At 59.9% G+C, this 22,709-nt stretch carries 13 protein-coding genes; 8 read left to right on the plus strand and 5 right to left on the minus strand.

The features are described 5' to 3' along the window. Nucleotides 1–47: 47 nt before the first annotated feature. The 4 genes from CFII64_RS06685 to CFII64_RS06700 all read left to right on the plus strand — a co-directional run bounded on the left by CFII64_RS06685 (nucleotide 48) and on the right by CFII64_RS06700 (nucleotide 7,822). Nucleotides 48–3,155 (plus strand): efflux RND transporter permease subunit, encoded by a 3,108-nt coding sequence (locus tag CFII64_RS06685; protein WP_020290022.1) that lies wholly within the window; start codon nucleotides 48–50, stop codon nucleotides 3,153–3,155. Further along, nucleotides 3,152–4,633 carry an efflux transporter outer membrane subunit gene (locus tag CFII64_RS06690; RefSeq protein WP_020290023.1) on the plus strand — a complete coding sequence of 494 codons (1,482 nt, stop codon included), beginning with the start codon at nucleotides 3,152–3,154 and terminating at the stop codon, nucleotides 4,631–4,633. The genes CFII64_RS06685 and CFII64_RS06690 overlap by 4 nt, the downstream gene beginning before the upstream one ends. 219 nt (nucleotides 4,634–4,852) lie before the next feature. Continuing rightward, nucleotides 4,853–6,952 carry a bifunctional diguanylate cyclase/phosphodiesterase gene (locus tag CFII64_RS06695; protein WP_020290024.1) on the plus strand — a complete coding sequence of 700 codons (2,100 nt, stop codon included), beginning with the start codon at nucleotides 4,853–4,855 and terminating at the stop codon, nucleotides 6,950–6,952. A 123-nt stretch (nucleotides 6,953–7,075) separates the two neighbouring features. After that, nucleotides 7,076–7,822: an SDR family oxidoreductase gene (locus CFII64_RS06700; RefSeq protein ID WP_020290025.1), complete on the plus strand. Its 747-nt coding sequence runs from the start codon at nucleotides 7,076–7,078 to the stop codon at nucleotides 7,820–7,822. Between the two features lie 6 nt (nucleotides 7,823–7,828). Here the strand turns inward: CFII64_RS06700 and mapR are convergent, their stop codons facing one another. The 3 genes from mapR to CFII64_RS06715 all read right to left on the minus strand — a co-directional run bounded on the left by mapR (nucleotide 7,829) and on the right by CFII64_RS06715 (nucleotide 11,147). Continuing rightward, complete coding sequence (gene mapR / locus CFII64_RS06705) at nucleotides 7,829–9,259, minus strand: GntR family transcriptional regulator MpaR (RefSeq protein WP_020290026.1); 1,431 nt, start codon at nucleotides 9,257–9,259, stop codon at nucleotides 7,829–7,831. A 44-nt stretch (nucleotides 9,260–9,303) separates the two neighbouring features. After that, on the minus strand, nucleotides 9,304–10,713 hold the full coding sequence (gene ccoG / locus CFII64_RS06710; RefSeq protein ID WP_020290027.1) for a cytochrome c oxidase accessory protein CcoG: 1,410 nt from the start codon (nucleotides 10,711–10,713) through the stop codon (nucleotides 9,304–9,306). A gap of 185 nt (nucleotides 10,714–10,898) precedes the next feature. Continuing rightward, entirely contained in the window at nucleotides 10,899–11,147 is a 249-nt protein-coding gene (locus tag CFII64_RS06715) for a DUF3203 family protein (RefSeq protein WP_020290028.1), read from the minus strand. 187 nt (nucleotides 11,148–11,334) lie between these two features. On the opposite strand from CFII64_RS06715, the gene CFII64_RS06720 reads away from it, so the two are divergent. Next, nucleotides 11,335–11,868, plus strand: a complete 534-nt coding sequence (locus tag CFII64_RS06720; protein WP_020290029.1) for an MgtC/SapB family protein — start codon at nucleotides 11,335–11,337, stop codon at nucleotides 11,866–11,868. 11 nt (nucleotides 11,869–11,879) lie between these two features. On the opposite strand, the gene CFII64_RS30020 is transcribed toward CFII64_RS06720, so the two are convergent. Next, nucleotides 11,880–12,056 (minus strand): hypothetical protein, encoded by a 177-nt coding sequence (locus CFII64_RS30020; protein WP_020290030.1) that lies wholly within the window; start codon nucleotides 12,054–12,056, stop codon nucleotides 11,880–11,882. Nucleotides 12,057–12,400: 344 nt separating this feature from the next. Here CFII64_RS30020 and CFII64_RS06730 point away from each other — a divergent pair, with 344 nt between their 5' ends. From CFII64_RS06730 to glgB, 3 genes are read left to right on the plus strand one after another with little or no spacing between them, the layout of a single operon-like run. Beyond that, nucleotides 12,401–14,431, plus strand: a complete 2,031-nt coding sequence (locus tag CFII64_RS06730) for an alpha-1,4-glucan--maltose-1-phosphate maltosyltransferase (RefSeq protein ID WP_020290032.1) — start codon at nucleotides 12,401–12,403, stop codon at nucleotides 14,429–14,431. Between the two features lie 17 nt (nucleotides 14,432–14,448). Further along, nucleotides 14,449–17,775, plus strand: a complete 3,327-nt coding sequence (treS, locus tag CFII64_RS06735) for a maltose alpha-D-glucosyltransferase (protein ID WP_020290033.1) — start codon at nucleotides 14,449–14,451, stop codon at nucleotides 17,773–17,775. Continuing rightward, nucleotides 17,772–19,997 carry a 1,4-alpha-glucan branching protein GlgB gene (glgB, locus tag CFII64_RS06740; RefSeq protein WP_020290034.1) on the plus strand — a complete coding sequence of 742 codons (2,226 nt, stop codon included), beginning with the start codon at nucleotides 17,772–17,774 and terminating at the stop codon, nucleotides 19,995–19,997. Before treS ends, glgB begins: the two co-directional genes overlap by 4 nt. A 52-nt stretch (nucleotides 19,998–20,049) precedes the next feature. Here the strand turns inward: glgB and CFII64_RS06745 are convergent, their stop codons facing one another. Beyond that, nucleotides 20,050–22,686 (minus strand): autotransporter outer membrane beta-barrel domain-containing protein, encoded by a 2,637-nt coding sequence (locus tag CFII64_RS06745; RefSeq protein WP_020290035.1) that lies wholly within the window; start codon nucleotides 22,684–22,686, stop codon nucleotides 20,050–20,052. Between the last annotated feature and the right edge of the window lie 23 nt (nucleotides 22,687–22,709).

A 22,709-nucleotide genomic window follows, 5' to 3' on the forward strand; every position in this document is an offset into this window, starting at 1 on the left:
GGCACAGGCGCTTGTAGTGGGTGGCCTGCTGCCCGGAGCTTTCGCCCATGAACCTTTCCGGCCCATTCATCCGCCGGCCGGTAGCAACCATGTTGCTGAGTCTGGCGATCATGTTGCTGGGTGGCGTCAGCTTCGGTTTGCTGCCGGTAGCGCCGCTGCCGAACATGGACTTTCCGGTGATCGTGGTGTCCGCCAGCTTGCCGGGTGCCAGCCCGGAGATCATGGCGTCCAGCGTCGCCACGCCACTGGAACGCTCGCTCGGCACCATCGCCGGGGTCAATACCATGAGCAGCCGTTCGAGCCAGGGCTCGACACGGGTGATCCTGCAATTTGATCTGGATCGCGACATCAATGGCGCGGCGCGCGAGGTGCAGGCGGCAATCAATGCGTCGCGCAATCTGCTGCCCAGCGGTATGCGCAGCATGCCGACCTACAAGAAGGTCAACCCGTCCCAGGCGCCGATCATGGTTCTGGCGCTGACCTCCGATGTGCTGGAAAAAGGCCAGCTTTACGACCTGGCGTCGACCATCCTGTCGCAAAGCCTGTCCCAGGTGACTGGCGTCGGCGAAGTGCAAATTGGCGGCAGTTCGCTGCCCGCCGTGCGCGTCGAGCTTGAACCGCAATTGCTCAACCAGTACGGCGTCTCGCTCGACGAAGTGCGCACCACGATTACCGGCGCCAACGTGCGACGGCCCAAAGGTTCGGTGGAAACCGCCGAGAGCAACTGGCAAGTCCAGGCCAATGACCAGCTGGAAAAGGCCAAGGATTATGAGCCGCTGATTATTCGCTATCAGGATGGCGCTGCATTGCGTCTCAAGGACGTGGCCAAAGTCAGCGACGCCGTGGAAGACCGCTACAACGCCGGCTATTTCAACGACAAGGCCGCCGTGCTGCTGGTGATCAACCGCCAGGCCGGGGCGAATATCATCGAAACCGTGGCGCAGATCCGCGAGCAACTGCCGGCGCTGGAAGCGGTCATGCCCGCCAGCGTCAAGCTCGAAGTGGCCCTGGACCGTTCACCGGTCATCAAAGCCACGCTGCATGAAGCCGAAATGACCCTGTTGATTGCCGTGGTGCTGGTGATCCTGGTGGTGTTCCTGTTTCTCGGCAATTTCCGCGCATCGTTGATTCCGACCCTGGCGGTTCCGGTTTCCCTGGTCGGCACCTTCGCGATCATGTACCTGTGCGGCTTTTCCCTGAATAACCTGTCGCTGATGGCGCTGATTCTCGCCACGGGTCTGGTGGTGGATGACGCCATCGTCGTGCTGGAGAACATTTCCCGGCACATCGACAAGGGCGTTGCGCCGATGCAGGCGGCATATCTGGGCGCCAAGGAAGTGGGTTTCACCTTGCTGTCGATGAACGTGTCGCTGGTCGCGGTATTCATCTCGATCCTGTTCATGGGCGGGCTGGTGGAAAGCCTGTTCCGCGAGTTTTCCATCACGCTGTCGGTGTCGATCATCGTTTCGCTGGTGGTTTCCCTGACCCTGACGCCGATGCTGTGCGCTCGCTGGCTCAAGCCGCATGTGCCGGGTCAGGAAAACGCCTTGCAGCGCTGGAGCCAGCGCGTCAACGACCGGATGGTCGACGGCTACGACCGAAGCCTGGGCTGGGTGTTGCGCCATCGTCGGCTGACGCTGCTCAGCCTGCTGATTACCATCGGCGTGAACATTGCGCTGTATGTGGTGGTGCCCAAGACCTTCCTGCCGACTCAGGATACCGGGCAGCTGATCGGTTTCGTGCGGGGCGACGACGGGCTGTCGTTCTCCGTCATGCAGCCGAAGATGGAGATATTTCGTCGCGCGGTGATGGCCGACCCGGCGGTCGATACCGTCGCGGGCTTCATCGGCGGCAATAACGGCACCAACAACGCCTTCATGATCGTGCGCCTGAAGAACATTAAAGAGCGCAAAATATCGGCCGAGCAGGTGGTCGAGCGTCTGCGCAAGGAAATGCCCAAGGTGCCCGGCGGAAGAGTGTTCCTGATGCCTGACCAGGACTTGCAGCTGGGAGGTGGGCGCGAGCAAACCACCTCGCAATATCAATACATTCTGCAAAGCGGCGATCTGGGCAGCCTGCGCGAGTGGTATCCGAAAGTCGTCGCGGCGCTCAAATCCTTGCCAGAGCTGACGGCCATCGACGCCCGGGAAGGGCGCGGCGCGCAACAGGTCACGTTGCAGGTCGACCGCGACACCGCCAAGCGGTTGGGCATCGACATGAATATGGTCACTTCGGTGCTCAATAACGCTTACAGCCAGCGCCAGGTGTCCACGATCTACGACAGCCTGAACCAGTATCAGGTGGTGATGGAGGTCAATCCGAAATACGCCCAGGACCCGGTCACTCTGGAGCAGGTTCAGGTGATTACCGCCGATGGCCAGCGTGTGCCGCTTTCGAGCATTGCCCACTATGAGCGCAGCCTCGAAAACGACCGGGTGTCCCATGAGGGGCAGTTCGCGTCCGACAGTGTGTCGTTTGACCTGGCTGAAGGTGTCAGCCTCGATCAGGCCACCGTAGCCATCGAGCGCGCGGTGGCTGCGGTTGGGTTGCCGTCTGATGTGATCGCGAAAATGGCCGGTACTGCCGATGCGTTTGCCGCGACCCAGAAGAGCCAGCCGTGGATGATTCTCGGCGCATTGCTCGCGGTTTATCTGGTGCTGGGCATTCTCTATGAAAGCTATATCCACCCGTTGACGATTCTCTCCACGCTGCCGTCGGCAGGTGTTGGCGCGTTGCTCAGTATCTATGTGCTGGGCGGGCAGTTCAGTCTGATTTCCCTGCTCGGGTTGTTTCTGCTGATCGGCGTGGTGAAGAAAAATGCAATTCTGATGATCGACCTGGCACTGCAACTGGAGCGTCACGGCGGGATGACGCCGCTGGAGTCGATCCGCAGTGCCTGCCTGCAGCGTCTGCGGCCGATTCTGATGACGACGCTGGCGGCCATTCTCGGTGCGCTGCCATTATTGCTGAGCAGTGCTGAAGGTGCGGAAATGCGCCGGCCGCTGGGTTTGACGATTATTGGCGGGCTGGTCGTGAGCCAGATCCTGACCCTTTACACCACCCCGGTGGTTTACCTCTATCTCGACCGTCTGCGCCACCGCTTCAACAAGTGGCGTGGCGTGCGTACCGATGCTGCTCTGGAAACTCCGCTATGACCGAACGCCCGAAAATCAAAGCCGTCAAACAATGGCCCGCGCGCAATGCCGCGCGTGGTTTGGGTCTGGGGCTGTGTGTTCTGCTCTTGAGCGCCTGCGCGGTCGGCCCGGATTACCACAAGCCGGAAATGGCGGCTCCGGCGCAGTTCAAGGCGGCGCAGGGCTGGCGTCAGGCCGCGCCGAGTGATTCGCTGGCCCGTGGCGCCTGGTGGGAGTTGTATGGCGACGCGCAGCTCAACGGGCTGGTGGAAAAACTCAACAGTTCCAACCAGACGGTCGCCCAGTACGAAGCGCAATACCGCCAGGCCAGGGCGTTGGTCCGCAGCTCCCGGGGCGCGTTCTTTCCGACCCTTGACCTGACGACTAGCAAAAACCGCTCCAGCCAGGGCACCGGCAGCAGCAGTTCGAGCCTGAGCAGTTCCAGCAGCGGCATTCGCGATACCTACAATGCGCAGCTGGGCGTCAGTTGGGAAGCCGACATCTGGGGCAAGCTGCGTCGCGGCCTGGAAGCCGACACCGCCAGCGCCCAGGCGAGCCTTGGCGATCTGGCGGCCATGCAACTGAGCCTGCAATCGGAGCTGGTGCAGAACTACCTGCAATTGCGCGTCATCGACGAGCAAAAGCGTCTGCTTGAAGCCACGGTCGATGCGTATCAGCGTTCCCTGACCTTGACTCAAAACCAATACCGCGCCGGTATTTCCGGACGCGATGCAGTGGCGCAGGCGCAAACCCAGCTGAAAAGCACGCAAGCCGATTTGATCGATCTGATGTGGCAGCGCGCCCAATTCGAAAACGCCATCGCCGTGCTGATGGGCCAGGCGCCAGCGGACTTTAATCTGGCGGCGAGCACCTCGATTCCGACGCTGCCCGCGATTCCCGTCGGCTTGCCTTCACAGTTGCTTGAGCGGCGGCCAGACATCGCAGCGGCCGAGCGTTCGGTCATGGCGGCCAATGCCAATATCGGCATCGCCAAGGCGGCCTATTATCCAGACCTGACCCTGAGCCTGAGCGGCGGCTACAGCAGCAGCACCTTCGCCAACTGGATCAGCCTGCCGAACCGTTTCTGGTCAGTCGGACCGCAATTAGCCATGACGCTGTTCGACGGCGGGCAACGTTCGGCTGAAGTCGATCGCACCGAAGCTGTCTACGACCAGACCGTGGCGCAGTATCGGCAAACGGTGCTGAACGGGTTCCAGGAAGTGGAAAACTACCTGGTGCAGCTCAAGGTCTACGAGGAAGAGGCGGGCGTGCGCGCCGAAGCGCTGGCTGCGGCCCGTGATTCGTTACGCCTGACCAGCAATCAATACAAGGCGGGTCTGATCGGTTATCTGGACGTGGTCAATGTGCAGACCACCGCACTGAGCAACGAACGCAGCGTGTTGACCTTGCTGCAAAGTCGCCTGATTGCCAGCGTCCAGTTGATCGCGGCACTGGGAGGCGGCTGGGAATCCGACAGCGGTCTGAAACTGCAGGACTGACGGGTCACTGGCGTCAAATCTGCCGCGTAGCTCGCTGCGTTAGACCTTGCAGTACGGGGCTTTGCGGGTTTTTCGGCCAAACTCCGGTGGATGCGAATTAATTAATGGCTATGCGCCACATTTGCGACGACCGACCGCGACATTTGGCGGAAAATGCGTAGAATCCCCCGGCTCTGACAGGGCATGGATTGGCTCGTTGTTCCACGCCGCGAGCCGCTCATGTTGATTGGTCAATACACCCCTTCGCTAGTTCTGGTTTCCATCTTTGTCGCCATCCTTGCGTCCTACACGGCGCTGGATCTCGCCGGGCGCATCGCGACGTCCCACGGCCGTGCGTTGCTGGCGTGGATCGGCGGTGGCGCGTTTTCCATGGGGATCGGCATCTGGGCCATGCATTTCATTGGCATGCTGGCCTTTCATCTGCCCGTTGAACTGGCATTCGATCTGCCGATCACCCTGCTTTCGATGCTGATCGCTATCGTATCCTCCGGTTTTGCCCTGTGGTTGGTGAGCCAGCCTGCTTTGCCCAGGATATTGCTGGGTGTCGGGGCGTTGTTCATGGGCGCTGGCATCAGCGCGATGCACTACACCGGAATGGCTGCGCTGCGCATGCAGCCAGACATCAGCTATGACGCGGGAACAGTCTTGATTTCATTGCTGGTCGCCGTTGCAGCATCGGCCGTGGCGCTATGGATGGCGTTACGTTTGCGGCAGCAGGTTGTCTATGCCAGTACGGTGCGATTCGGCGCAGCGGTGGTGATGGGCGGAGCTATCGTCGGTATGCACTACATCGCCATGGCGGCAGCAAGCTTTGCCGACGGCAGTGTCTGCGGCTCACTGGCCAATGGCATTCGCGCAGCCGGCCTGGATTCACTGGTATTGGTCACGGTTCTGGCGGTCTTGACTATCACGCTGTTGGTGCTGGTTCTGGATGCGCATTTGCGAACTCGCACCGCTGCGTTGTCACAGTCACTCACCGATGCCAACCGCGAGCTGACGCATCTGGCGCTGCATGACACCTTGACCGGTTTACCCAACCGCGTGTTGCTGGCCGAAAAAATCGAACAGGCGATGCGCAAGGTGGACGCCAGCGGTGGGCATTTTGCGCTGATGTTCATGGATCTGGACGGCTTCAAGCCGGTCAACGATGCCTTTGGCCATCATGTGGGCGACCAGCTGTTGCGCGAAGTGGGTTTGCGCCTGCGGTCCAACCTGCATCGTCACGACACGCTGGCGCGTATTGGTGGCGATGAGTTCGTGCTGCTGGTCGAGCTGGACGACATTGAAGATGCGCCGAGGATCGCGGCGCGCCAGGTCGATGTCATCGCTCAGCCGTTCCGGGTCACGGAGCAGGCGTTGCAGATATCGGTCAGTATCGGCATCGGCCTCTATCCGGGAAGTGGCCACACGCAGCAGGAGCTGCTGATGAACGCCGATGCCGCCATGTACCACGCCAAAGCCACGGGCAAAAATGGCTACACGTTTTTCGACGCCACCATGAGCACCAATGCGCGCATTCAGCTGGAGTTGTTGCAGGATTTGCGCGCCGGCCTCAAGCAGAATGATTTTTGCCTGTATTACCAGCCGAAGTTTGACGCCATCAGCGGCCTGCCGATTGGTGCCGAAGCGTTGGTGCGCTGGATGCATCCGCAAAAGGGTATTTTGTTGCCGGACAAGTTCATTGGTCTGGCGGAAAAGACTGGCCTGATCATTCCCATCGGCGAGTGGGTGCTGAACGAAGCCTGTCGACAGATGCGCGTGTGGTTTGAGATGGGTTACACCCATTGGCGTGTGGCGGTAAATCTGTCCGCGCTGCAGTTCTGTCATGCCAATCTGGTGGATATCGTTGCCCAGGCCCTGAGCCGTCATCAATTGCCGCCCAACAGCCTGACCCTGGAAATCACCGAATCCACCGCCATGAACGACGCCGACGCCAGCATGACGGTGTTGCAGCAGTTGTCGGACATGGGCGTCGATTTGTCCATCGACGACTTCGGCACCGGCTACTCAAGCCTGATGTACCTCAAGCGCTTGCCCGCCAACGAGCTTAAAATCGACCGTGGTTTTGTCCGGGATCTGGAGCATGACAGCGATGACGCGGCCATCGTGTCGGCCATTGTCGCCCTCGGCCAGGCGCTGAACCTGCGTATCGTGGCAGAAGGCGTCGAGACTGATCGGCAGCAGAATTTCCTGACCCGGCTGGGCTGCGATTCCCTGCAAGGTTTTTTGCTGGGGCATCCGCTGCCCGCTGCGCAGTTCATCGCCGATATCCACGCCGCCGAAGCGCGCAAGTTTCAGACGGTCCAGACTGAGAAGTAAGTACGTTGCTGGTGGTGGCGTTTATCGTTGATCGCTGGCAGGATCATGGTTTGCGCCTTCCTGCCGGGTTCGTCAGGGCAGCAGGCACTCATAATCGGTTGTTGGACACGTCACGAGAAGATAATGGACAAAATTCTGCTCATCACTGGAGCTTCACGGGGTATCGGTGCCGCCACGGCCTTGCTTGCCGCTGCTCAGGGTTACCGAATCTGCATTAATTACCTGTCCGATCACACGGCGGCCGATCGCATTTGCGGCCAGGTTCGGGAGTTGGGCGCGCAGGCAATCACGGTTCAGGCCGATGTCAGCAATGAAGATGAAATCATCCGTCTGTTCAGTCGCGTCGATGCGGATCTGGGGCGCGTCACGCATCTGGTCAACAACGCCGCAACCGTCGCCCATGCGTCTCGCGTCGAAGAGATGTCCGAGTTTCGCTTGCTGAAAATGATGATGACTAATGTGGTCGGGCCAATGCTGTGCAGCAAACATGCCTTGTTGCGCATGTCGCCGCGCCATGGCGGCAAGGGTGGCAGCATTGTTAATGTCTCATCGGCCGCGTCCCGCCTGGGTTCTGCGGGTGAATACGTTGACTACGCCGCGTCCAAGGGCGCACTGGACACCTTCACCATCGGTTTGTCCAAGGAAGTGGCGGGCGAGGGGATTCGGGTCAATGCCGTTCGACCGGGTTTCATCTTTACCGATTTTCACGCCCTCAGCGGCGACCCGTTTCGGGTCAGCAAGCTGGAGCCGGGTATTCCCATGGGCCGTGGCGGTGCCGCTGAAGAGGTCGCCGAGGCGATTGTCTGGCTGCTCTCGGAAAAAGCCTCCTATGCCACCGGCACCTTGATTGATCTGGCGGGTGGACGCTAAGCAGGATCAGTTGCCGAGCATCGAACGGATTATCCGGCCCAGGGTTTCCATGGCTTTTTCCGCTGCATCGTTCCACGGGCTGCCGTAGTTGAGGCGTATGCAATTCGCAAAGCGCTGGGTCGGCGAGAATATCGGTCCGGGTGCGATGCTGATGCCTTGGGCCAGCGCAACCTTGAAAACTTGCAGCGAGTCCACGGATTCGGGCAACTCAAGCCACAGAAAGTAACCGCCCACCGGCTGGCTGACCCGGGTTTGCGCCGGGAAATAACGGCCGATGGCCGCGAGCATGGCGCGTTGCTGATCTTCCAGGGCGTAACGCAGCTTACGCAGATGGCGATCGTAGCCGCCGTGTTCGAGATAATCGGCAATGGCCGCCTGCGCCGGCATCGAAGCGCACAGCGATGTCATCAATTTAAGCCTTTCGATTTTCTGCGCATACCGTCCCGCAGCGACCCAGCCGATTCTGTAGCCGGGGGCGAGGCTCTTGGCGAACGATCCGCAATGCATCACCAGCCCGTCGGTATCGAAGGCCTTGGCCGGTTTCGGCGCATGCGGCCCGTAATACAACTCGGCATACACGTCATCTTCAATCAGTGGCACCTGATGCTCGCGCAGCAGCTCGACCAAGTGCCGTTTGCGCGCCTCCGGCATCAAGGCGCCGCTGGGATTCTGGAAGCTGGTCATGCACCAGACGGCCTTGACCGGATAGCGTTCCAGGGTTTGCGCCAGAATGCCCAGGTCGATGCCGTCGCGGGGGTGCACCGCAATCTCCACAGCCTTGAGCTTCAAGCGTTCCAGCACTTGCAGGCAGGCGTAGAACGCTGGCGCTTCGATTGCCACCAGATCGCCTGGCTCGGTGACGGCTTGCAGGCACAGGTTCAGCGCCTCAAGTGCTCCGTTGGTGATCAGCAGCTCTTCCATGGGCAGCATCAGGCCGCCGACCGTACCGTTGACCAAATAGCGAAGGGCGATTTGCCGACGCAATTGCGGATGCCCCGGCGACATGTCGGTGACGACCATGCGGGGGTCCATATCCCGGCTGGCACTGGCCAGGGAGCGGGACAGGCGTTGCAGCGGAAACAGCAGCGGGCTGGGGAACGCCGAGCCGAACGGCACGGTGTTCGGGTCCTTGATGGAATCCAGCACCGAGAACACCAGTTCGCTGACGTCTACCTCCGTGGACTCGCTGACCTGCGGCTCCTTGAGCGTCTGCGCGGGCTGCACGAGCACGCTGGGATTGACGAAGTAACCCGAGCGCGGTCGGGCGCGAATCAGGCCCCGGCGCTCCAGCAGGTAATAGGCCTGGAACACCGTCGAGGGACTGATGCCGTGGGCCTGGCTGGCATAACGCACCGATGGCACCCGCGCACCGGGCGCGAGGACGCCGCTGCGAATCAACTCGGCAATATCGTCGGCGTACTTCTCGTAACGCTTCATGGTGTCTCGCGGGCTGGAAGGCGTGCAAAGCATACGCTACTCGATCAACGGTTCAGAGGTGCAACGAAGCGACTGGTCGCCAGGCTGCGGATTTCAGGCTGATCCTGATCGACCACCTCGAAGGCAAGGGGCTGGGAACTGCTGCTGGGGCGTTCGGCCAGCATGGCGACGGACACCGGCAAGTCGATGATTTCCCCGGCGGCCAGGCTCAGGTCGGTCTTGCCATGCAACTCGAAGCCCGGACTGTCGGCGAGCCCCAGCCGATAATGCTGCGTGTGCTGGGTCTTGTTGATGATCTTCAGGCTGTAGATATTCTCGATCTGGCCTTGGCTGTTTTCCCGAAACAGGCCGCGATCCTTGCTGACGTCCAGCGACACCATGGGCCGTTCAATCAGTGCCATGGCCAGGGCGCCGATCATCAGCAGCAGCGCCGCGCAATAACCCAGCAGCCGAGGGCGCAGCAGTCGAGTGGTGCCACCTTGCAACACTCGCTCGGAGGCGTAACGCACCAGGCCGCGCTCGTAGCCCATTTTGTCCATGATCGAATCGCAGGCGTCGATACACGCAGCACAGCCGATGCATTCCATCTGCAAGCCGTCGCGGATATCGATGCCAGTGGGGCAAACCTGAACGCAGACCTGACAATCGATGCAGTCGCCCAGACCCAGCGCCAGCGGATCGGTTTCGCGCTTGCGCGGTCCGCGCTGCTCGCCGCGCGCCGCATCATAGGCAACGGTCAACGTGTCCTGGTCGAACATCACGCTCTGAAAGCGCGCATAGGGACACATATGCAGACACACCGCTTCACGCAGCCAGCCTGCATTGATATAGGTGGCGGCCGCAAAGAACGCCACCCAGAACAGGCTGACCCCGCCGATTTCCAGGGTCAGCAATTGCTCTGCCAGCGGGCGGATCGGCGTGAAGTAGCCGACAAAAGTCAGGCCGGTCAGCACGCTGATCAGCAGCCACAGCGTGTGTTTGGCCGAGCGGCGCAGCAGCTTGTTGACGCCCCAGGGCGCAGCCTCAAGCTTGATCCGTTGGTGACGTTCGCCTTCGGTCAGCTTTTCGCACCACATGAAGATCCATGTCCAGGAACTCTGCGGACAGGTGTAACCACACCAGACCCGTCCGGCAAACACGGTGATCGCAAACAGGCCGAATGCACAGATGATCAGCAGCGCCGACAGCAGGATGAAATCCTGTGGCCAGAAGGTGGCGCCGAAGATATGAAACTTGCTCTCGGCCAGATCCCACAACACTGCCTGCCGATTACCCCATTGCAGCCAGACCGTGCCGAAGAACAGCAGGAAAAGCAGCCCCGTGCCACTCAAACGCAGGGAGCGGAACAGGCCGGTAAAGCTGCGGGTCTGAATCTGCTGGCTGGAGGGTGACCGGGATCTGGAATGAACCGGTTGGCCAGGCTCAATGCTCTGTACAGGGATTCTCTCGCTCATGCCGGGTGCTCATCTACCGTTAATCAGGTGACGAGACTATGGACGCTGCCCTGTAATCAAAACAGATTCAGCTCCTCAATAAAAAACCGTATCAGATGGCGTTTTGAGCAATGTTTACGGGATTGCCAGTAAAGCGACAGACAGCGTGATCTGGGTCAATCCGCCGACTGCCGCGCTGTGCTGGATCAAATGACGGTCGTGGGATCTTCAGTGTCGCGGTCGACAGTGTGGTGGCGCAGATCCTTGGCCTTGTAGATGGTCAGAGCATCTGCTTCAGCCTCGGTGATTGGCACTTTGACCCCCGCGATTTCGGCTTCGGACATATGTGTCGCGTCATTGGTGGTAATCGCGATATCGACCACCCGGCTGCTATGCCGAACGCCGTCGATTTCCGCAGAGCAGTGCTCGTTGGTGCTATCAAATTCCAGTGGCATGGTGAACTCCTTCGAAATGAGGCCTACTGGATTTACGACCACTGGCTGCAGGCAACGTTCTGAAAGCTGTGCCAGCACTCCGGGCGACGGTCGGTGTCTATTGGATTGCCAATTCGGCCGTTTTTCAGATACGGCACGCCCCTACAACTCGGCGCTGTCATGTTCACTACTAAATGCAGGAGCTCTAATGGATCACCCGTGGTGGCACGAAGTCGGCGTCACATTGCAGCAGGAATTCTCTGACATCACCGATGCGTCGCAGCTGACCCGGGTCACGGTCAGGTTGTTGATTGCCGCGTTGCTGGGCGGGATTCTCGGTTTTGAGCGCGAGCAGAAGGGCAAGGCCGCCGGGGTTCGCACGCATATGCTGGTGGCGATGGGGGCTGCGTTGTTTGTTTTGGCCCCGCGTCTGGCGGGTGCTGACGATGCGGCAATGAGCCGGATTATTCAGGGGATTGTGGCTGGCATTGGTTTTCTTGGCGCGGGCACGATTTTGAAGGGGCGCGAGCAAAGCGTGGCCCAGGTCAAAGGGCTGACCACCGCAGCGGGTCTGTGGATGACCGCCGCGATTGGCATCGCGGCGGGTATGGGACGTGAAGCCACTGCGGTGCTGAGCACCATATTGGCCTGGGGCATTCTCAGCCTGATGCCGGCGATTGTCGCCAGGCTCGACCCGCCGGAGAAAAATCCCGACAAGGATGACGGCTCGGAGAAACCCTGACAGCTGCTGTTCTACTCAGGAAAGTCTTCGCCCAGAATCGCCGGCGGCTCTTCTGCTGGCGGATCGCCCACAGGCGTCGGGATCACCGGTGGCATGGTGGGTGGCGGATCTTCATCGGGCTTGGGGACCGGCAGTGCAGGATCATCAATCATCGGATCGGGCGTTTCTGGCGGGATCGGAATGCTCATGGGCTTCACCTTCCTGTGGGATGCGCTGTGGAGTGTGGCGTGCACGACCGCCCCGTCAGGCGGTCGTGTCAGGCTCGAAGGTTTGGACAACGTGCTGTTGCCGATGACTCCACGTTTGTCTGCGTTGTGGCTACGCTCAAATGCGCCAGTGCTCGGTCCGCTTGAAAGCTCTTTGAACTTTTAACCTGCCGCACCGCTCGGAAACTAGGCGACCGGATCACACGAGTCAGTAAGAATTGCTCCGGTTGCCAAATTTTTGTCCAGCAGCCCGCTTCGGGCTGTACGCAACCTTTATTGCATGGATTCGCACAGGAGCGTCCCTGGGGCGTGAGGAGTGATGCTCGATGAATGTGACTGCCGATCAGCCATTTGGTCCGGATTCCCTGGCCACCGATACCCAACACCCGGCTCGACCTATTACCCTGACCCAAGCCTTGCAATTGCCGCGCATCGTGATCGAAAACACGACGCCGGTGATCGACGGTGGGCAGTTCGCCGCCAAAGCAATCGCTGGCCAGCCAGTTCCCGTCACCAGCAAGGTATTCGCTGACGGGCACGACAAGCTGGCGGTTAAAATTCGCTGGCGCGCGGCCGATGAAGTGCAATGGCACACCGCGTCAATGCGCGAGTTGGTCAATGACAACTGGGTCGGTGAGTTCACCCCGACCTCTGTCAAAACCCATGTCTTCCGCCTGGAAGCCTGGATCGACCAGTTCGGCAGCTATCGCTACGAGCTGGAGAAGAAATTCAGCGCGGGCGTTTCAATCGAACTTGAGTTGATTGAAGGCAGAATTCATCTGGAACACGCTGCTGAGCGCAGCACCGGCGAGCTGCAAAAGCAGCTGCACGCTACGTTGGGCGAGCTGGAAAAGGCCGAAGCGGAAGAAAAGGTCGCGGTGCTGCTGCACAGTGAAACCGCAGCGCTGATGAACCAGGCGGATAATCAGACCTTTCTGAGTCGCAGCGTCGAGTATCCGCTGGATGTGGAGCGTGAGCTGGCACAGTTTGCCAGTTGGTACGAACTGTTTCCGCGCTCGATCACTGATAGCCCCGAGCGCCACGGCACGTTCAACGATGTTCACTCGCGCTTGCCTACCATCCGCGACATGGGCTTCGACGTGCTGTATTTCCCACCGATCCATCCGATTGGCCGGGCGCATCGCAAGGGTCCGAACAATTCGCTGACTGCCGGGCCGGATGATCCGGGCAGCCCGTATGCGATTGGTAGCGAGGAGGGCGGTCACGACGCCATTCACCCGCAACTGGGTACTCGTGAAGATTTCCGCAACCTGGTTGCAGCTGCTGCCGAGCACGGCCTGGAGATCGCGCTGGACTTCGCCATCCAGTGTTCCCAGGATCACCCGTGGCTCAAGCAACATCCGGGCTGGTTCACCTGGCGTCCGGACGGCACGATCCGTTATGCGGAAAACCCGCCGAAAAAATATCAGGACATCGTCAACGTTGATTTCTATGCGCCTGACGCGATCCCAAGCTTGTGGCTGGAGCTGCGTGACGTGGTTCTGGGCTGGGTCAAGGAAGGGGTGAAGATCTTCCGTGTCGACAATCCGCACACCAAACCGCTGCCGTTCTGGCAATGGATGATTGCCGACATTCGCAGTCAGCATCCGGAAGTCATGTTCCTCGCCGAGGCGTTTACCAAGCCGGGCATGATGGCGCGCCTGGGCAAGGTCGGTTATTCGCAGAGTTACACCTATTTCACCTGGCGCAACACCAAGGCGGAATTGACTGAGTACCTGACCGAGCTCAACGAGTCGCCCTGGCGCGAATGCTATCGTCCGAACTTCTTCGTCAATACGCCGGACATCAACCCGCCGTTCCTGCAGCAATCGGGACGTGCCGGCTTTCTGATCAGGGCGGCGCTGGCGACCATGGGCTCCGGTTTGTGGGGCATGTATTCCGGTTTCGAGCTGTGCGAAGCCGCGCCGGTGCCGGGCAAGGAAGAGTATCTGGACTCGGAGAAATATCAGCTGCGTCCGCGAGACTTCACTGCGCCGGGCAATATCATCCCCGAAATTGCCCAGCTCAATCGTATCCGCCGCCAGAATCCAGCGTTGCAGACCCACTTGGGCCTGAAGATCTACAACGTCTGGAACGACAATATTCTGTATTTCGGCAAGCGCAGCGCTGATGGCAGCAACTTCATTCTGGTTGCCATCAACCTTGATCCGTTCAATGTCCAGGAAGGCCAATTCGAACTGCCGCTGTGGGAAATGGGCCTGCCCGACGATGCCGCGACCTCCGGTGAAGATTTGATGACCGGGCATCGCTGGACCTGGTACGGCAAAAACCAGTTCACGCGTCTTGACCCGGCCTACCAGCCTTTCGGCATCTGGCGTATCCAGTCAACGAATTAAGCAGCAGGGACACATCCATGGCGAAGAAACCCAAGAGCGCGGCGTTTATCAATGACCCGCTCTGGTACAAGGACGCAGTGATCTACCAGGTTCACGTGAAGTCTTTTTTCGATTCGAACGACGACGGGATTGGCGACTTTCCCGGCCTGATCGCCAAGCTTGATTACATTGCCGAGCTTGGGGTCAACACCATCTGGCTGCTGCCCTTCTATCCGTCGCCACGCCGCGACGATGGTTACGACATTGCCGATTATCGTGGTGTGCACAGCGATTACGGCACGATGGCCGACGCCAGGAAGTTCATCGCCGAGGCTCACAAACGCGGCTTGCGGGTGATCACCGAGCTGGTCATCAACCACACTTCCGACCAGCATCCATGGTTCCAGAAGGCCCGTGCAGCCAAGCCGGGCTCCAAGGCCCGGGACTTTTACGTGTGGTCCGACAGCGATCAGAAGTACGACGGCACGCGCATCATCTTTCTGGATACCGAGAAGTCCAACTGGACCTGGGATCCGGTAGCGGGGCAGTATTTCTGGCACCGTTTCTACTCCCACCAGCCGGACTTGAACTTCGATAATCCGGCGGTCATGGAGGCGGTGCTGGAAGTCATGCGTTATTGGCTGGACATGGGCATTGATGGCCTGCGTCTGGATGCGATTCCGTACCTGATCGAACGTGACGGCACCAACAACGAAAACCTGCCTGAAACGCACACGGTATTGAAAAAGATCCGCGCCGAGATCGATGCCAATTATCCGGACCGGATGTTGCTGGCCGAGGCCAATCAATGGCCGGAAGACACCCAGCTGTATTTCGGTGATACCAAAGGCAAGGATGGCGATGAATGCCATATGGCCTTTCACTTCCCGTTGATGCCGCGCATGTACATGGCGCTGGCTCAGGAAGACCGCTTTCCGATCACCGACATCCTGCGTCAGACCCCGGAAATCCCGGCCAACTGTCAGTGGGCGATCTTCCTGCGCAACCACGATGAACTGACCCTGGAAATGGTCACTGATCGTGAGCGCGATTACCTGTGGAATTACTACGCCGCTGACCGACGTGCGCGGATCAACCTGGGGATTCGTCGACGTCTCGCGCCATTGGTCGAACGTGATCGCCGTCGTGTGGAATTGCTTAACAGCATGCTGCTGTCGATGCCGGGCACGCCGACCTTGTATTACGGCGATGAGATCGGCATGGGCGACAACATCTATCTCGGCGACCGCGACGGTGTGCGCACGCCGATGCAGTGGTCCATCGACCGCAATGGCGGCTTTTCCCGCGCCGATCCGGCAAGCCTGGTGCTGCCGCCGATCATGGACCCGTTGTACGGTTATCTGTCGGTCAACGTTGAAACCCAGAACAATGACAAGCATTCCCTATTGAACTGGAATCGGCGCATGCTGGCTGTGCGCAAGCAGCAAAAAGCCTTTGGTCGCGGCACGTTGAAAATGCTGTCGCCGAGCAATCGGCGGATCCTGGCGTACATTCGCGAATACACCGCACCGGATGGCAAGAACGAAATCATCCTGTGTGTGGCTAACGTTTCCAGTGCGTCGCAAGCCGCAGAATTGGAGTTGTCCAATTATGCAGGCACGGTGCCGGTCGAGATGTTGGGCGGCAGTGCGTTTCCGCCCATTGGCCAGCTCAACTATTTACTGACTTTGCCGCCCTATGGTTTTTACTGGTTTTTGTTGGCATCGGAGAACCAGATGCCAAGCTGGCACGTAGAGCCCGCGCAGAGCATTCCGGACTTTCCGACCATGGTTCTGAAAAAACGACTCGAAGAGCTGCTCGACGAACCGTTGCGCAGCACGATGGAAAACAACTCGCTGGCCGTTTACTTGCCTAAACGCCGCTGGTTTGCGGCCAAGGACAAGGCAATCGACAAGGTTCACATCGCCTATGCAGTGCGCTTTGGCGATGCATCGCATCCAGTGCTGCTCAGCGAAATCGAAGTCACCGCAGGCGATCATCAAGGTCGCTATCAGTTGCCGTTCGGCCTGTTGGCGGAAGACGACATCAGCAGCGCGTTGCCTCAGCAACTGGCGCTGGCCCGGGTTCGTCGCGGACGCCAGGTCGGTCTGATCACCGATGCCTTCACCCTGGAAACCTTCATTCGTGCGGTCATGCAAGGCATGCAGGCTGAAACCGTGCTGCACAGCAGCGAAGGTGAGTTGCGCTTCGAGCGCACCGCGTTGCTCGAACCGCTGGGCCTGAACAGCGAATCGGAAGTGCGTTACCTGTCCGCCGAACAGTCCAACAGTTCGGTCGTCGTGGGCGGCAGCGTGGTGCTGAAGATGATCCGTAAGGTCACGGCAGGGGTTCACCCGGAACTGGAAATGGGTGCGTACCTGACCAATGCGGGCTACAAACACATCTCGCCGTTGCTGGGTTCGGTGGTGCGGGTGGGCAACGATGGCGAACCTAACCTGCTGATGATTGCCCAGGGTTATCTGAGTAATCAGGGCGACGCGTGGGAATGGACGCAGAACAACCTGGAACGGGCGGTGCGCGATGAAATGGCGCACGGGGTTTCCGGACAGGAACAGCATTACAACGCATTGCTGGAACTGGCTGATTTTTCCCGAAACCTGGGTCAACGCCTTGGCGAAATGCACCAGGTGCTGGCGGCCAAAACCGACAATGCCGACTTTACTGCCGAAGTAACCACGGTCAAGGAAAGCCAGGCTTCGGGTAAAAGCGTCGCTGCGCAGATCGAGCGCGCCTTGCAATACCTGGAACAGCAGAAGTCGCACCTTGAGGCGGCTGATCAGAAACTGGTCACCGACCTGCTGGGCAAGCGCAAGCAAATCCTCAACCACGTACAGGCCCTGGCCAAGCGCTCGGTGGGCGGCTTGCGGATTCGCGTGCATGGCGACTTGCACCTCGGGCAGATCCTGGTGGTCAAGGGCGATGCCTATCTGATCGATTTCGAAGGCGAGCCAGCTCGTCCGATGCACGAACGACGCGCCAAGCACAGCCCGTACAAAGACGTCAGCGGTGTGCTGCGTTCCTTTGATTACGCCGCGGCCATGGCCGTGCGCAGTGCGCAAAGTGTCGATACCTCACCGGAGGCTGGCGCCGCGCGCCGTCGTGTCGCCGAGGCGTATCTGGGCCAGGCCCGTGAAGCTTTCATCGAAGGCTATCGCTCGACGACCACGAAACTGGCGCATGCCTGGAAAGATGCCAAGGGTGAAAGTGCCGCACTTGAGCTGTTCACCCTGGAAAAAACTGCTTATGAAGTGGTCTACGAAGCTGAAAACCGCCCGACCTGGTTGTCGGTGCCGTTGCAAGGCTTGCGTGGGCTGCTGAACCTGTCTGATGGAGAGTCTCAATGAATGCGCCTGATAAAACCGGCGCGGCTCCGCAGTTGATGCCCGCAGCCGCGGACATGGATGCGTTGATCCGTGCTGAACACCGTGACCCATTCTCGGTACTCGGCCCCCATGGCGATGGCGCCAACGGCCAGATCATCCGGGCTTACCTGCCGGACGCCCTGAGCGTCAGCGTATTGGCCCGTGATGGCCAGCGTGAGCTGGGTCCCCTGCAAATGAGCGAAGTGCCAGGGTTTTTCGTCGGGCAATTCGCCGACGCACAGCCGTACTTGCTGAAAATCAACTGGGCCGGCGGTGAGCAGATCACTGAAGACCCCTACAGCTTCGGCCCGTTGCTGGGCGAAATGGACCTTTACCTGTTTGCCGAAGGTAACCATCGCGACCTGAGCAGCTGTTTGGGTGCGCAGGTCAGGAATGTCGACGGCATTGATGGCGTGCGTTTCTCGGTCTGGGCGCCCAATGCACGGCGTGTCTCGGTGGTCGGCGGTTTCAACAATTGGGACGGGCGCCGTCACACCATGCGCCTGCGCCACCCGACGGGTGTCTGGGAGGTATTTGTACCGCGCCTGAAGCCCGGTGAAGTTTACAAGTACGAGATCCTGGGCGCCGATGGTATCCTGCCGCTGAAAGCCGACCCTATGGCGCTGGCGACCACCATGCCGCCGGATACGGCCTCGAAAGTCGCTGCGCCTCTGCAGTTCGACTGGAAAGATGACGCCTGGCTGGCCTCCCGCGCGGATCGTCACGCGGCCAATGCGCCTTTGTCGATCTACGAGCTGCACGCCGGTTCGTGGCAGAAAGAGCAGAACGAAGAGGGCGAGTGGCGCCAATATAACTGGCACGAGCTGGGTGATCGGCTGATCCCGTACGTCAAGGAATTGGGCTTCACCCATATCGAGCTGATGCCGATCATGGAACACCCGTTTGGTGGCTCGTGGGGTTATCAACTGTTGGCGCAATTTGCGCCGACTGCGCGCTACGGCTCGCCGGAAGACTTCGCGGCCTTCGTCAACGCCTGCCACGAGGCGGAAATCGGCGTGATTCTGGACTGGGTGCCGGCGCATTTCCCGACCGACACGCACGGTCTGGCGCAGTTCGACGGCACCGCGCTGTACGAATATGCCAACCCACAGGAAGGCTTCCACCAGGACTGGGACACGCTGATCTACAACCTGGGCCGTACCGAAGTGCATGGTTTCATGCTGGCCTCCGGGCTGCACTGGCTCAAGCACTTCCACGTCGATGGCCTGCGCGTGGATGCTGTGGCATCGATGCTGTACCGCGACTATTCGCGTAAAGCCGGGGAGTGGGTGCCAAACCGTTTTGGCGGTCGCGAGAACCTGGAGGCCATCGATTTCCTGCGCCACCTCAATGACGTGGTGAATCTCGAAGTGCCCGGCGCATTGGTGATTGCCGAAGAATCCACGGCCTGGCCGGGCGTGAGTCAGACCACGCAACAAGGTGGTTTGGGCTTTGCCTACAAATGGAACATGGGCTGGATGCACGACACGCTGCATTACATGCAGCAGGATCCGATCCATCGCGCTCATCACCACAGCGAGCTGAGCTTCGGGCTGATGTATGCCTGGTCGGAGAAATTCATCCTGCCGATCTCCCACGATGAAGTGGTGCACGGCAAGCATTCGCTGATCGACAAGATGCCTGGCGACCGCTGGCAGAAATTTGCCAACCTGCGTGCTTACCTGACGTTCATGTGGACCCATCCGGGCAAGAAGCTGCTGTTCATGGGCTGCGAGTTCGGCCAATGGCGCGAGTGGAACCACGACGAACAGCTGGACTGGTATCTGCTGCAATACGCAGAGCACATCGGCGTGAAAACCCTGGTCAGCGACCTGAACCGGATTTATCGCGAAGAGAAAGCGCTGCACGAGCGCGATACCGAGCCAATGGGCTTCCAGTGGTTGATCGGCGACGATGCCGCCAACAGCGTCTTTGCCTGGCTGCGCTGGAGCAAGGAAGGCGAGCCGCTGCTGGTGGTCGCCAACCTGACGCCTGTGCCGCGCGTGAACTATCGCGTCGGCGTACCGTTCGCTGGCAAGTGGAGCGAGCTGCTCAACAGTGATGCGGAAACCTATGCCGGTTCCAACTTCGGCAATGGCGGCGCAGTCCAGACCCAAGACAGCAAAAGCCATGGCATGCCGGCTTCGCTGGAACTGAACCTGCCTCCGCTGGCAGTGTTGATTCTCAAGCCTTACGCTGAGTAACCGACAGACAACGCGGCCCTCGATATGAGCGCCGCGTTGTAGTTCTGCCCCATTACCAGCTGATCCTCAGCCCCAGATTGCCCATCACGCCTTGCAGATTGTCATCGTCTACGTTGCCGCTGTAATCGGCGCTGACATACAGACTCACTTCTTTCGACACTTTCGCCACCAATCCCACACCCAGATCAGCCGTGGTGGACTTGTGCTCGGTCTTGATTCTGTCGACGTGATCAAAGGTCACTGTGTCCGATCCGCCGAAGGTGTGCCATAGATTGCCGCGCACATAGGGTTCCAGTGGCATGCCGCTGACCCTGTACCGACCTTTCAAACGCGCACCGACACGACCTGTGTTGTAGGACTGGGAATCAAACGACACGTGAGAAATCCCGTCATTCTGGCTATCCAGATCGATGTGCTGGTTGATCACTTGTGCCTGAGGTTCGACCACCCAGTTCGCGGACACCGGAATCGGATACCCGGCTTCCAATGACAGGCTAAGCGCCCGGCCTTCGGTGTCGATCCGGATGCCCCGGTCCGAGCGGCTGTAACCGTCCAGGCGCGTGCCCATCGCCACGGCATCGACGTACCAGCCTTTCGGATCGACCAATGTCCAGTAAATGCCCAGGCTGTCGCCCTCGATTTTGACTTTGCCTGTGCGGTTATCTTTGAAGCCACCGGCGAAGCCGTCCACATGCCCATCCAGCTGACTGCGGCCGACGAAAAAACCGGTGCGCTGGGAACGGCCACCCGCGGTTTCGGACGCGTACAGGTCATGGCCGACCTGATAGCCCTTGAGCGATGCGTCCAGACTCGGGTCGACGGTGCCCGACCAACTGCGTTTGAAGTTATTGCCGAACACTCGCGCCCATCCTGCTGGCACGAAGCCGGACTCGCCCAGCAGGCTTTGCTCCCCCTGACGATCATGGAAAGTGCCCAGTGACAGCTGAGTCAGCATGGCAGCCGCTGGCGGCACGACCGCGTAGTTGGGCACTTCCATGCGATACAGCGTAATCGGTGCCGCGCCCCGGATGGGAGCGGGCAGCGGCGGGGTGCCGATGGCCGCGACCGGAGCCGTCACCGCTGGCTGCACGGGAGGCGTGGTTGGGGTCGTCGGAGTCGTGGGAGTCGTGGGCGTAGTCGGAACAGTAGGTTCGGTTGGCGTTGTCGGGTCAGTTGGCGTAACCGGTGGTTCAGGCGTGGTAGGCGGTACCGCCAGTGCCAAGGGTTGTGAGAGTACAGTCGAGCGCAGGAACCAGCTGTTTTCAGATCCCGCTGTCGCGCCGCCCTTGAACAAATAGTATTGATAGGCCCCGACCGACAACGAGTTACTCAGCGTGAATGCACTGTTATCGCTGATCGCTCCCTCGCTGGCCTGCACCACCTGAATGCCGTTTTGTCGCGTGACCGCGCCCAGTCCGCCAAGGTTGGCGACGTTGATCTGCGTGGTCCCGCTGATCGCACCCTGAGCCACGACCAGCTTGTCGCTGGCTGAAGAGTCGTCGCCCAATACCGATTGCAGCAACAACTGGCCACTGTTGCCGATGTAGTTGCCGCGCACGGTGAGGGTGTCGGTGGCCTGGCTGCTGCCGGTGGTCATGTCCAGGGTTCCGGCGTTGCTCATGGTTGCCAGTTGGCCAGCGGTAAACGGGCGCAAGGTGCCGACACTGGAGGAAACCATGCTGCTGGCGTCGATATTCAGTGTGCCGGTTCCGCTGTTAGCATCACCGACGACCAGTTCACCAGCCAGGTCCATGTGCGAGCCATTGCTGAGGTTGACGGTTTCCCAATTGGCGTAGCGCCCTGGAACAGCGGTCGTCGATGCGTCGAAGGTCAAGATGTCGGCACCGGCGCCGCCGTCCAGCAGCGGGTTCGAGCCCAGGAAGCTCTCGTCGAGGTTGTTGAGGAGGGCGGTGTCATTGCCATCGGCCATCAGGATCGACCCGCGCAGCAGGCCCGTGTTGCTCCAGTTAAAGGTATCGTTGCCGAAACTGGCCCTGATCTCACCACGCACCTCGCCGCCGCTGATAGCGATGCTGTCGTCGCCACCGCTGACACTGATGTTACCGCCGACAGTGCCGCCGGAAATGATGATGGTGTCCTTGCCGAAGCCGGTCACCAGGTTGCCCATGATGTTGCCCGCAGACATATCGAAAAGATTGTCATCGAGTTTCATGTCGACCCGGCCGATTGTGCCTCCGGTCATCTTCGCGCTGTCGCCATCCTCGAAGGCGCTGCTGATGACGCCGCCGGACATCAGGAAAGTATCCAGTCCATCGCCCTGTGCAAGCGAGCGCAGGGTCCCACCGGACATGACGAAATCATCCCGTCCGGAGCCTTGGTTGACATCCAGCGAGATCGCGCCCGCAGTCATCGCAAAGCTGTCCGGACCATCGCCCTGGATGACGCTGCCAGTGATAGTGCCGGAATCCATCTGCAGGCGATCATTGCCAGGGCCGAACGTCACGTTACCGATAATTGCACCGGTGCCACCCGCAGGGAAAATCAATGTGTTATTGCCGGAAGGTTTGCTCAGCGCGCCACTGCTGCCGCTGTCACACGTCTGCACGGGTTGGGCGAGGGTGGTAGTCAGATCACAGGCCGCACGCGTCGGATTGCACCACATGCCAAAGATTGCGACGGGCAGGACGGCCAAGCGCCATGGGCAAGGCTTGCCACGGGGGTGGTTCATGATGTCTCTCCCTGAGTAGCGTA

The organism is Pseudomonas sp. CFII64 (assembly GCF_000416235.1).
GTDB lineage: Bacteria > Pseudomonadota > Gammaproteobacteria > Pseudomonadales > Pseudomonadaceae > Aquipseudomonas.